The sequence below is a fragment of the Plantibacter elymi (nom. nud.) genome, assembly GCF_900177795.1.
GTDB classification, from domain to species: domain Bacteria; phylum Actinomycetota; class Actinomycetes; order Actinomycetales; family Microbacteriaceae; genus Plantibacter; species Plantibacter elymi.
Genome location: NZ_FXWJ01000005.1, coordinates 473,381 through 485,408, shown reverse-complemented (window position 1 = coordinate 485,408; position 12,028 = coordinate 473,381). Strand labels below are relative to the sequence as shown.

The 12,028-nt window shown below is 69.6% G+C and carries 11 protein-coding genes and 1 tRNA gene; 2 read left to right on the top strand and 10 right to left on the bottom strand.

Translation table 11 applies throughout. The annotated features are described in order from the left end of the window. Positions 1–94: 94 nt before the first annotated feature. The 4 genes from CCK91_RS17400 to CCK91_RS17385 form a co-directional block, all read right to left on the bottom strand. Positions 95–168, bottom strand: a tRNA-Pro gene (locus CCK91_RS17400). A 123-nt stretch (positions 169–291) separates the two neighbouring features. Then, a complete protein-coding gene (locus tag CCK91_RS17395; protein WP_086475073.1) occupies positions 292–831 on the bottom strand; it encodes a hypothetical protein in 540 nt (179 codons plus the stop codon). 310 nt (positions 832–1,141) lie between these two features. Further along, positions 1,142–1,687: a hypothetical protein gene (locus tag CCK91_RS17390; RefSeq protein ID WP_086475072.1), complete on the bottom strand. Its 546-nt coding sequence runs from the start codon at positions 1,685–1,687 to the stop codon at positions 1,142–1,144. A 123-nt stretch (positions 1,688–1,810) separates the two neighbouring features. Beyond that, complete coding sequence (locus CCK91_RS17385; protein WP_086475071.1) at positions 1,811–3,610, bottom strand: DUF4012 domain-containing protein; 1,800 nt, start codon at positions 3,608–3,610, stop codon at positions 1,811–1,813. 179 nt (positions 3,611–3,789) lie between these two features. Between CCK91_RS17385 and CCK91_RS17380 the strand changes: the two genes are divergently transcribed. After that, entirely contained in the window at positions 3,790–4,227 is a 438-nt protein-coding gene (locus CCK91_RS17380) for a VanZ family protein (protein ID WP_086475070.1), read from the top strand. Here the strand turns inward: CCK91_RS17380 and CCK91_RS17375 are convergent. The 6 genes from CCK91_RS17375 to CCK91_RS17350 form a co-directional block, all read right to left on the bottom strand. Continuing rightward, complete coding sequence (locus CCK91_RS17375; RefSeq protein ID WP_086475069.1) at positions 4,203–5,513, bottom strand: UDP-glucose dehydrogenase family protein; 1,311 nt, start codon at positions 5,511–5,513, stop codon at positions 4,203–4,205. The genes CCK91_RS17380 and CCK91_RS17375 overlap by 25 nt on opposite strands. Then, positions 5,510–6,157: a thymidine kinase gene (locus tag CCK91_RS17370; protein WP_086475068.1), complete on the bottom strand. Its 648-nt coding sequence runs from the start codon at positions 6,155–6,157 to the stop codon at positions 5,510–5,512. Before CCK91_RS17370 ends, CCK91_RS17375 begins: the two co-directional genes overlap by 4 nt. 72 nt (positions 6,158–6,229) lie before the next feature. Then, positions 6,230–7,696 (bottom strand): malate:quinone oxidoreductase, encoded by a 1,467-nt coding sequence (locus tag CCK91_RS17365; protein WP_086475067.1) that lies wholly within the window; start codon positions 7,694–7,696, stop codon positions 6,230–6,232. 115 nt (positions 7,697–7,811) lie between these two features. Next, positions 7,812–8,543 carry an SGNH/GDSL hydrolase family protein gene (locus CCK91_RS17360; protein WP_086475066.1) on the bottom strand — a complete coding sequence of 244 codons (732 nt, stop codon included), beginning with the start codon at positions 8,541–8,543 and terminating at the stop codon, positions 7,812–7,814. A 34-nt stretch (positions 8,544–8,577) separates the two neighbouring features. Beyond that, a complete protein-coding gene (locus tag CCK91_RS17355; RefSeq protein ID WP_086475065.1) occupies positions 8,578–9,645 on the bottom strand; it encodes an aspartate-semialdehyde dehydrogenase in 1,068 nt (355 codons plus the stop codon). A gap of 106 nt (positions 9,646–9,751) precedes the next feature. Continuing rightward, positions 9,752–11,038: an aspartate kinase gene (locus CCK91_RS17350; RefSeq protein ID WP_079706865.1), complete on the bottom strand. Its 1,287-nt coding sequence runs from the start codon at positions 11,036–11,038 to the stop codon at positions 9,752–9,754. A 212-nt stretch (positions 11,039–11,250) separates the two neighbouring features. Between CCK91_RS17350 and CCK91_RS17345 the strand changes: the two genes are divergently transcribed. Then, complete coding sequence (locus CCK91_RS17345; protein ID WP_064296091.1) at positions 11,251–12,003, top strand: GNAT family N-acetyltransferase; 753 nt, start codon at positions 11,251–11,253, stop codon at positions 12,001–12,003. The last annotated feature ends 25 nt before the right edge of the window (positions 12,004–12,028 follow it).

Genomic DNA, 12,028 nt, shown 5'->3' with positions numbered 1-12,028 from the left:
TAGCGGGATGTGCAACCCGCCAGCCCGGCGGACCACCAGCCGAGGAAACAGAGAAGCCCGGCCAGACGATTTCTCGTCTGACCGGGCTTTGCTGTCGGGGTAGCGGGATTTGAACCCACGACCTCTTCGTCCCGAACGAAGCGCGCTACCAAACTGCGCCACACCCCGATGGCCCGAAGGCCTTGTCTAGGATAGCCGATTTTTCAGCGGCTGTTCGCCACTTCCTGGAATCGGTGGATCCCGGACCGGATCAGCCGGACGCCGCCATCGCCGCCCGGCCGACCCGTGCTCTCACGCCTGCTGGCGGCGACGAACGACCACGGTACCGAGCGCGGCGGCACCGACGGCGAGGAGCCCGCCGGCGACCCACGGGAGGGCGGTTCCGGCGAACCCGGTGTCGGCGAGGGCGTTGCCTCCGGCAGACGGGTCGGATGCTGATGCGGCGGCCGCAGCAGCATCTGCGGGGTCCAGCACGGTGAAGTCCGACGAGTCGGTCACGGCACCCTGGGTCGCGGTCAGCGTGTAGGTGCCGGCAGGGTCCGCAGCGGTGTCGATGGAGACCTGGATGTCGCCGGCGGCGTCGGCGACGGTCGACAGCGTGCGAGCGGAGGCGCCGGCCGCGGAGGAGTCGATGGTGATCGACACCGTCTGGTTCGCCGCCCAGAAGTCCGAGCACGAGTATGAGACGGCCGCGCCGCGCGCGACGCTCGCCGGTGTGATCGAGTTGCAGCTGCCAGGACCGTAGCTGTCGCCCTCGAGCGCGTTGGCTGCGGTGGGCAGCGCGACGACGGCGAGGAGGACGAGTGCGGCGGCGGAGAGAGTTCGTTTCATGTGCGGGCCCCTAGGTGTGCGGATGGCGCATGCGCTGCGTGATGCGACATGCGGACACGGCCTGGAGCCGAGCACTGATCACTCGTGGCCTCCATGGCCGTCATCATGCTAGGGCAGCCGTCATCTCACGAGGGCTGAAAAACCGCGGAATTCCGCGGATGTGACCACCTTTGGGGGTACGACCTGTCCGTCTGACGCCAAGCCGGGCGAGAACCGTGCCACGCCGCCGTCCAGGAGGGTGAGGTGCCCTCCCGTCGGGATCGGTGGTCCGAGCGGATGACCGCCCGGACCACGCATCCCGACCGACGGATCAGGCCGTCTTGCGGCGACGGATCGCCATCGCGCCGACGACGCCGGCACCGACGACGAGGAGGCCTCCGCCGATCCACGGCAGCGCTCCACCGTCGAAGCCGGTCGAGGCGAACTCGCGCTCCGAGACCTGGAAGGAGGCGCTCTCCGTGGTCGCGCCCTGGGTCGCCGTGACCATGCAGGTGCCGGAGGCGGTCTTGCTGGTCTCGATCGTCACCGCGAACGCGCGGGCGGCGTCGGTGCTGAACGTGCCGGACGTCGGGACGGCGCTCTGTTCGGCGGCCTGTTCGGTCGCGCCGGCGGTGTTCGGCTTCGCAGCGGGAATGCTGCAGCCGGGCCCGGCGACCGTGACCGTCACCGGAGTGCCGGGATCGAAGGTGCCGTCGCAGCGGAAGACGGTCGACTCCCCCTGGGTCACCGACACCGGTGTGAGGGTCGCACAGCCGGCAGGGCCGTAGGTGGACGAGTCGGTCGCTGCACTCGCGGCGGTCGGGGCCGCGAAGACTGCCAGGAGGCAGAGCGATGCTAGGGCAAGGGTGCGCTTCATGTTGATATCCCCAAGGAACGTCGAATACCCCCTGCGTCCGCCGATTTCGGGTGGGCGTCCGCGCGAGGTTCCCCAGGGTCACGAATTCGGGTGCGTGGCTTCCTGAGGTGTTGTCATGCTATGTCAGGAGCCGCACCGAGGGAAGGCCGAAATGGTCGTTTTGCCCGTGATTCCGGGGGTTGTGACCAGGTTTGGGGGTACGTCGGAGGCCTTCGGAGCGAGCACCGTGAAGACGAGTTCCGTTGTCGCCCCCGGAGTGAGGGTCACGTCGGTCTGGGCGTAGAGACGCCCGTTCGGGTCGGCCACGGCCTTGACCGGCAGGTCCTCGCCGTCGCTCGCACCGAGCAGGGTTGCGCCGAGCGGACCGTGGATCACGACGCGCGTCGCGATGTCTCCCGCGGGGGTGCCGAAGCGCCCGCCCGCGGTCACGTAGTCCGGCAGCGAAGTCGCGGCATCCGCCGGCGCGGTGGACGTCAGGGTCACGGCGACGACGTACTCGGCGCCCTGCTTCGTGCACCGGGCGTCGCGGATGTCGACCTTCGTCTCCAGGTAGTAGTCCATCTTCGCGCGGGTCAGGTCCTCGAGGTAGACCCCGGTGTACACGGCCGCGTCATCGGTCGCCGGTGGGATCCCGGCGAGGCTCGTCTGGGCGATCAACGCCTGTTCGGCGGGGACCGCACTCCACACGTGGAGACGGTTCTCCGCGCCGGACTCGGACAGGGCCTGGACGAGCGCCCCGGGGTCGGGCGAGCGGGAGATCATGCCCTCGAACACCGCACCCGAGACCGCGGCGAAGAACGCGTCCTGGACGAGCCGGTCGGGGAACCGGGCGTAGACGTCGCTCAGCAGCGTCTTCGCGGCGTTGTCGGCGGTGAGCTCGGTGCCGTCCGGAAGGGCGACGGGTCCGGTCGCCTCCAGCAGGTGTGCGAGGACGTAGGGGTCGACGGCGACCACGGTGTCGATGGGCACGCCGAACACCTGGGTCCCCATGGCTGCGGCGAGCTCCCCGGTGCGGCTGAAGTCGACCGTGAGGTTGGTGTCCTGGATGTACCGACCGAGGTTGTCGGTGTAGACGTTCTGCTCGAACGGGGTGAGTGGCAGCACGGGGGCGGGGAACCCGGAGAAGTCGTCGCTCCCCCGGGTGCCGACGAAGGAGATGACGCCGTTCTCCGCGTGGATGAGGGCCACCGCCCCGGCGATGCCACCGCTCGAGCGCAGCTCCGCGTTGTTCTGGATCATCACCATGATGTTCCGGGGGCCGGCTCCACCCGCCATGTCCGGCAGGAGCGCCGTGGCCCGCGCCGCGGTGTCGAGCATCGTGGAGGCACCGGTGATCGTCCGGGTGAGCTTCTCGACGGCGTCGGCGACCACCGGCAGCGCGCCGTCCGTGCCGATCGTGTCCACGCGCCCGGCGATGGCGTCGGCCGATGCTGCCGCCTCGGCCACGGTCGGCGCGACGGCGCGGAGCGGCTCCGTCGCGATCGAGCCGTCCCCGGGGAGCAGGGACGACAGGTTGACCTGATCGGCGATCTCGACGACCTTCGGCACGACATCGACCGCCACGTCGGCGGTCGCGGCGGCAGCCTGTCGCACCGCGGAGAAGTTCACGCCGAGGAAGGGGACCGCCTCGGCCGCCCGCCAGATGGGATCGCTCGTCAGGGACACCGCCTCGCCGGTGTGCTTGGTGAGTGCTCGCTGCGTGGCCTCGGTGCCGCTCGCGTCGCCCGCGAGCACGGCCGACTGGAGCGACTTCGCCTCCGACTGGGCGGCTTCGAGCGCGTTCTTCGCCAGAGACGCCCGGATGCCGAGCCATGCTCCGAGCGCGAGGACGACGAGGAGGACGGCGAGTGCGATCCACCACAGACGCGAACGCCGACGGCCGGGCAGGCGGATGCCGGCCGTCGCCGGGCGTGGGTCAGCCAAGAGTGCTCCTTGTTCGGGTAGGCACAGCCTAACCGCCGGGTGACGGCTTCCGAGGGTCGGTGCACGCCCCCTTTCAGGGGTGGACGGCGCACGCGACAACCGGGTTCACGGCCGCTCATGGCCTACGATTACGGGGTGCTGTCAGCACCCTTGTCGACCGATCCGGAGCCGCACCGCAGATGACCCGCACGCCGCGCATCGTGATCGGGATCCTGCTGCTGCTCTGCCTGTGCGTCATGCTCGGCATCGCATTCTGGCCGACGCCAGTCGACGCCGACGGCCGGACGACGCTGCTCGCGATCCTCGACCGGTTGCAGGCCGCCGGTGCCCCGGCATGGTTCGACTACCGCTTCGTCGAATCCGCCGCGAACGTCGTGCTGTTCATCCCGCTCGGTGCCCTGCTCGCCCTGGAGCTGCCGCTGCGGCTCTGGTGGATCGCGCCGCTGACGACGACCCTGTTCTCGGTCGTGATCGAACTCGGACAGACCCTGCTCCCCGAGCGCGTCGCGACGATCGCCGACGTCTACGCCAATGCGGCCGGAGGACTGCTCGGCGCGACGATCGTGCTCGTCGTCCGGCTACTCGTCGCCGGTCACGGACGACCGAGACCGATGTAACGCCACCCGGCGCCCCGCCAGGCGTCCACGTCGAGGCAGTTGCGTCCGTCCACGATCGTCTTGCCCGCGGTCAACTCGGCGACGGCCGACGGGTCCAAGGCGCGGAACGCCTTCCACTCGGTCACGACGACGACGATGTCCGCGTCCGTCACGGCCTGCTCGGCCGAGTCCGCGAACGTCAGCTGCGGGTGGAGCCGACGCGCGTTGGGGACGGCTTCCGGATCGAAGGCGAGCACCACTGCGCCGAGGCCGTTGAGGCCGACGGCGACGTCGAGGGCCGGCGAGTCGCGGACGTCGTCGCTGTCGGGCTTGAAGGCGAGCCCGAGCACCGCGACCCGCTTCTGGTAGGCGCTCCCGCCGAGCTCCTCGACGACGAGGTCGATGACGCGCTGGCGGCGACGCAGGTTGATCGCGTCGACCTCCTTGAGGAAGGCGACCGACTCCCCACGACCGAGCTCCTCGGCGCGAGCGGTGAAGGCGCGGATGTCCTTCGGCAGGCAGCCGCCGCCGAACCCGACACCGGCGTTGAGGAAGCGGCGACCGATCCGGGCGTCGTAGCCGATCGCGTCGGCGAGCTCCGTGACGTCGGCGTCGGTGACCTCGGCGATCTCCGCCATCGCGTTGATGAAGGAGATCTTCGTGGCGAGGAACGCGTTCGCGGCGACCTTCACGAGCTCCGCGGTCGAGTACCCGGTGGCAACGAGCGGTGTGCCGGTCGAGAGTGCCTGGGCGTAGACCTCGTCGAAGGCGGCTCGCGCGACGGCGGCGTCCTCGGGAGCCGGCGGCAGCCCGTACACGAGTCGGTCGGGCGCGATGGTGTCCTGTACGGCGAAGCCTTCCCGCAGGAACTCGGGGTTCCATGCGAGTACGGCGCCGGTCGGGGCGACGAGTTCAGCGAGCCGCGCAGCGGTGCCGACGGGGACGGTCGACTTGCCGACGACGACGTCGCCTGCCGACAGATGCGGCAGGAGTGCCGTCACCGCCGCGTCAACGTAGCGCAGGTCGGCCGCGTTGGAGCCGGCCTTCTGCGGCGTGCCGACCGCGACGAAGTGCATGGTGGCCCCGGCCGCATCGGCCATGTCCGTGCTGAACCGCAGGCGGCCCGACTCGACGCCTGCCAGCAGCAGCCCCGGTAGGCCGGGCTCGAAGATCGGTGAGCGCCCGGCGGCGAGCGCCTCGATCTTGGCCGGGTCGACGTCGATACCGACGACCTCGTGCCCGATCGATGCCATGGCGGCGGCGTGCACTGCCCCGAGGTAGCCGCAGCCGATGACGGAGAGCTTCATGCGTGTGATCCTTCGTTGGTGGGACGAGCGGTGGGGGTGCTGGAGAGACGTCCGCCGGACTCCTGCAGGTAGCAGACGCCGCAGAGCGATTCGTAGGTGACGGTGGTGCCGTCGATGGCGACCTGGTCGCCGTCGAACACGAAGGTGTCGCCGAACCGCCGACCGTTGAAGATCGCCTTCCGACCACACCGGCAGATCGTCTTGAGTTCCTCGAGGCTGTGGGCCACTTCGAGGAGGCGGCGGCTCCCGGGGAACGCGACGGTCTGGAAGTCGGTCCGGATGCCGTAGGCGAGGACCGGGATGCCCTCGAGCAGCGCGATCCGCAGCAGGTCGTCCACCTGCTCCCCGTGGAGGAACTGGGCTTCGTCGACGAGCAGGCAGCTGACGTCCTGGCTGGTCTCCTGCGCCACGCGGCGACGGTGCTCCGCGAACACCCGGACGGCGTCGTCGTCAGGACCGAGAAGGAAGTCGGCGTCGCGGGTCACGCCGAGGCGACTGACGATGGCGGCATCGCCCTTGGTGTCGAGGGAGGGCTTGGCGAGGAGGACGCGGTGGCCGCGCTCCTCGTAGTTGAACGCCGCCTGGAGCAAAGCGGTGCTCTTGCCGGAGTTCATCGCCCCGTATCGGAAGTACAGTTTCGCCACCAGGCAAGCTTAGGGTTCCCGAGCTACACCTGTGGCATCCGACGACAGACCGGGCGAGCGCCCGTGCAGCGGCTACAGCGAGATGTCGAGGGCTTCGGCGGTGCTCTCGAGGACCTTCGCGGCCGTCGCGGGCACGTCGTTCAGCGTCGAGCCGTAGGTCGGGATCATCTCGCGGAGCCTCGGCTCCCACGCGGTCATCCGGTCGGGGAAGCACTTGCGCAGGACGTCGAGCATGATGGGTACGGCCGTCGACGCGCCGGGGGAAGCGCCCAGCAGTCCCGCGATCGTGCCGTCCGCGCCCGTGATGACCTCGGTGCCGAACTGCAGGACGCCGCCCTTGGCCTTGTCCTTCTTCATGACCTGGGCGCGCTGCCCGGCCTCGATGAGGTACCAGTCCTCGTCCTTCGCCGTCGGCAGGAATTCGCGGAGGCTGTCCATCTTCTGCTTGCGGGACTGCAGGAGCTGGCCGATGAGGTACGTGATGAGGCTCGGGTTGTCCTTGGCGACCGCCAGCATCGGGAGGAGGTTGTGCGGGCGTACCTGGGTGACGAGGTCGAGCATCGATCCGCGCTTGAGGAACTTCGGGCTGAACGTCGCGTACGGACCGAAGAGGAGGCTCGCCTGACCGTCGACGACGCGGGTGTCGAGGTGTGGGACCGACATCGGCGGCGCGCCCACCGAGGCCTGGCTGTAGACCTTGGCCTGGTGCTTCGAGACCACTGCAGGGTTGTCGGTGCGGAGGAACTGCCCGCCGATGGGGAAGACGCCGTAGCCCTTGATCTCGGGGATGCCGGACTTCTGCAACAGCTTGAGCGCCCATCCGCCGGCGCCGACGAAGACGAAGCGGGCGTTGATCTCCATCGGTGAACGACCGAGGGTCTGGCGGCCACGGATGCGCCACGTGCCGTCCTTCAGCCGCTTGAGCGACCGGACCTCGTGGTTGGTGCGGACGTGCGTGTTCGGTGCCGCACCGAAGAGCTTGTGCGTCAGCGAACCGAAGTCGACGTCGGTGCCCGCGGTGATCCGGGTGGCCGCGATGCGTTCCCCGACGGCACGACGGTTGATGAGGAGCGGAGCCCACTCGGCGATGACGGCCGGGTCCTCCGAGAACTCGATGCCGGCGAAGAGCGGCTGGTCCTTGAGTGCCTCGTAGCGCTTCCGGAGGTATTCCACGTCCTTCTCGCCGCGCACGAAGGTCATGTGCGGGGTCGGGTTGATGAAGGTGTCGGGTGCGCCGAGCAGGCCCTCCTCGACGAGGTGCGACCAGAACTGACGGCTGAGCTGGAACTGCTCGTTGATGCCGATGGCCTTCGCCGGGTCGACCTGGCCGTGGGCGTCCTGCGGCATGTAGTTGAGCTCGCACAGCGCGGCGTGGCCCGTCCCGGCGTTGTTCCAGGGGTTGGAGCTCTCGAGTGCGACGTCGCTCAGGCGCTCGTACACCTCGACCTTCCAGTCAGGCTGCACCTGGTGGATGAGGGCGGCGAGCGTGGCGCTCATGATGCCACCACCAATGAGGGCTACGTCGATGGTTTCGGTCACCAGAGCAGTCTAGTCGCGGCGAGGCCCGAGCTCTCCACCCGCGTGCTGTCGCTGATCGCGTGCGGTGAGATCGCTCGATGTCGAGACACTTCGTCCCGACTGCCTGGCCGCCGGCTCAGCGTCCGGGGAGCGCAGGGGTGAGGGCGTCGAGCTCCTCGAGCATGCGCTGCGCGAGGTGCGCGTACCCGGCGTCGCTCGGGTGGAGGCCGTCGGCTGAGATCCAGGTCGCCGGGTCCTCGTCCAGCCAGTGCGACGCACCGGAGATGTAGTCGGCCCCGATGGTGTCGGCGGCGTCGTGCACCCATCCGATGATCTGATCGACGGACGCCGGCCGCTCAGCGGTGTACCACCAGGGCTCCACCACGATGATGCGGGTGCCGGGCAGCCCGTCGCGCAGCCGCTGGAACTCCGGCAGGATCGCCTCCTGGATCGCCTGCTCGTTGCCGGTCCACTCGAAGTTGTCGTTGATGCCGAGCGCGACGATGAGGACCTCGGGGTGCTGCGCGATGACATCGCCCGTGACGTCGCCGACCTTGTCGCGCTTGCGGACGAACCCGAGACCCGGGTAGCCGGCGTTGTACTCCGTCCAACCCTCGGCCTGCGCGACGAGCGATGACCAGCGGGCGGCCGGCGACGACGCCGCCGAGCCCTTCGTGTACGAGTCGCCGTAGAACGCGACGAGTGGTCCGACGGCGACCTCGGAGCCGGCCGTGTCGGCGCGCGCGACCGTCGTCTGCTGGACGTCGGCACGCAGACCACTCACGGTGATCACCGCGGTGACGGCGATGGCCGCCGCGATGAACGCGGCCAACCACCGTCGGCGCAGGCGTGGTCGCTGGCGGGCCATGTCGTCGTCCCCGATCGGATGGAGGGAAGGCCGGTCAGACCGTTGCGGGCTGTGCGAGCAGCTCGGCGGCGACGATCTCGGCGATCTGCACCGCGTTGAGGGCGGCACCCTTGCGGAGGTTGTCGTTCGAGATGAACAGCGCGAGGCCCTTCCCGGCCGGCGCACTCTGATCCGGACGGATGCGCCCCACGAACGACGGGTCCGCACCGGCGGCCTCGAGCGGCGTCGGAACGTCCGACAGCTGGACGCCCGGAGCATCGCGGAGCAGCTCGATCGCTCGTTCCGCCGACAGGTCGCGCGAGAACTCGGCGTTGATGGAGAGCGAGTGGCCCGTGAACACCGGCACGCGTACGCAGGTACCCGACACGAGCAGCTCGGGGAGCTCGAGGATCTTCCGGCTCTCGTTGCGGAGCTTCTTCTCCTCGTCGGTCTCGCCCAGTCCGTCGTCGACGATCGAACCGGCGAGCGGGATGACGTCGAAGGCGATCGGGGCGACGTACTTCTCGGGGGCCGGGAAGTCGATCGCCGAACCATCGTGGACGAGTCGGGTGAGGTCGCCCTGAGCGACCGCGGCCTCGATCTGGCCGGCGAGTTCAGCCGCACCGGCGAGCCCGGACCCGGAGACGGCCTGGTAGGTGTTGACGATGAGGCGCGTGAGCCCGGCCTCGGCGTCGAGGACCTTGAGGACCGGCATGGCCGCCATGGTCGTGCAGTTGGGGTTCGCGACGATGCCCTTGACCGCATCCTTGATGGCGTGCGGGTTCACCTCGCTGACGACGAGCGGGACCTCGGGGTCCATCCGCCACGCGCTCGAGTTGTCGATGACGAGTGCACCGGCAGCGGCGAACCGCGGAGCCTGCGTGCGGGAGCCGGTGGCGCCGGCCGAGAACAGGGCGATGTCGATGCCGCTCGGGTCGGCCGTCTCGACGTCCTCGACCACGATGTCCTGGCCACGGAACGGGAGCGTCGTGCCCGCCGAGCGAGCCGTCGCGAAGAAGCGGATCTCGCTGATCGGGAACTCGCGTTCCTCCAGCAGGCGGCGCATGACCTTGCCGACCTGACCGGTCGCTCCGACGACACCGACACGTACACCGTTGCTCATGGGGATTCCTCTGGTTTCAGGGGGTTGTTGTGAACCATCTTGCATCAGGATCGGCGGGATCGCGCCCGTCGGTCCTCGGTCGGCTCGGCTTGCCGAAAGGGCCGGCTCAGCGGCCGGTGCCGCCGTGGACGACGGCTTCGTCCTCGCCGTCGAGACCGAACGCGGAGTGGACCACGTTGGCGGCCTTGTTGAGGGTGTCGGCGCGCGTCACGACCGAGATGCGGATCTCGCTGGTGGAGATCATCTCGATGTTGATGCCCGCTGCGCTGAGTGCCTCGAAGAGTTTCGCCGAGACGCCGGTGTTCGTGCGCATGCCGGCCCCGACGAGGGCGAGCTTGCCGATCTGGTCGTCGTGCTGGATGGCCGAGAAGCCCACCCGCTCCTGCTCGGCCGCGAGCGCGCGGAGGACCTGCTGCGCCTCGGGCTTCGGCAGGGTGAACGAGATGTCCGTGACGCCGGAGACGGCGGTCGACACGTTCTGGACGATCATGTCGACATTGCCACCCGACTTCGCGACGATCGTGAAGATCTCCGCCGCCTTGCCCGGCAGGTCGGGGACACCGACGACGGTGATCTTGGCTTCGCTGAGGTCGGTCGCGACTCCGGCGACGATGGGCTGCTCCATGGGTGCCTCACCTGCTCCTGGGTTGTTGCGGCTCGCGTCGTTGAGGACGAGCGTGCCTTCGTTGTTGTTGAAGGACGACCGGACGTGGAGGGTGACGCCGTGGCGGCGTGCGTACTCGACGGCGCGGATGTAGAGGACTTTGGCACCCGAGGCCGCGAGCTCCAGCATCTCCTCGCTGGAGATGCGGTCGATCTTCCGGGCTTTCGGGACGACGCGGGGGTCGGAGGTGAAGATGCCGTCGACGTCGGTGTAGATCTCGCAGACGTCGGCGTCGAGGGCTGCGGCGAGCGCGACGGCCGTGGTGTCGGAGCCGCCGCGACCGAGCGTGGTGATGTCGCGGGTGTCGCGGTTGAAGCCCTGGAAACCGGCGACGATGACGATGGCACCGTCGTCGAGGGCCTCGCGCAGGCGCACGGGGGTGACGTCGACGATGCGTGCGGCGCCGTGCTGGGCGTCGGTGATCATGCCGGCCTGGCTGCCGGTGAAGGAGCGTGCGACGTAGCCCATGCTGCTGATCGCCATCGCGAGGAGCGCCATCGAGATGCGCTCACCGCTGGACAGCAGCATGTCGAGCTCGCGGGGCGCCGGGATGGGCGTCACCTCGTGGGCGAGGTCGAGCAGTTCGTCGGTCGTGTCGCCCATCGCCGAGACGGCGACGACGACCTCGTTGCCCGCCTTGCGGGTCTCCACGATGCGCTTCGCCACGCGCTTGATGCTCTCGGCGTCCGCGACGGAGGACCCGCCGAACTTCTGCACGATCAATGCCATCGGATCTCCTGGGGAAGTCGGTGCGGGCACGAGCGGCCCAGCGATCATCCTACCCATCCGGGCATTCCGCGCCGTTCATGTGACGAAGGGCACCCTCACCCGCTCAGAGGCAGGAGATCCGCCCGGCAGCAGGATGCTTCGGCCCGTCCGGTCCTGCTGTCGGCCCGATCTCCTGCGGCGGTGAGACGGTTGGGCCTCGGTAGGGTTGGCCTATGCAGCAGGAAGACGCGCGGGTGCTCGCGACGGTGCGACGCCTCTGGCAGGGACTCGCCTCGCCGACCGCACGGTTCTCCGCCGGCCGCGTCGCCGTCGTCGTGAACGCCGGCTCGATGGCGTGCCCGCCCGGATGGATCGGCGTCGTCGAGATCGACGGCAGTGCCCTCGCGATCGTGCCCGACGAGGACACCGCCAGGCGGCTCGCCATCGAGGACGAATCCCCGAGGAGCGTCGGGACGGTCGAGTTCCTCCGCTCACGGGTGCAGGTCGCGGAGGTCCTCGGACCGGCGACACTCGACTACCTGCTGCCCGGGCGGTTCCGACCGGCCGAGGAGATCGACGTGGTGGCGAGCAAGGCGAGTGACCCTGCCATCGAGTCGCTGCTGTCGAAGGTGGGCGACGACGAGGCCTCGGAGAGCGGGATCTTCGGCATCACGTCTCCGCTGTTCTCGGTGCGCGAGCACGGTCGGGTCCTCGCCGTCGCCGGCTACCGGTCGTGGCCGTTGGGCGTCGCGCACGTGACGGCGTTGACCGCCCCGGAGGCTCGTGGGACCGGCCTCGCGACCCGGCTCGCCTCGACCGCGGTCGAGCACGCACTCGCCGCCGGACTCCTCCCCCAGTGGCGGGCCGCCGACACGAACCCCGGCTCACGCGCCGTCGCCCGCAAGCTCGGCTTCTCCGCCATCGGCCGACAACTGTCGGCCCGCCCGGTGGTCGCCGAGTGGCCGGCGCCCTCTGCCGACGCCTGAGGCGCGCCCGGCTGCCCTGACTCAG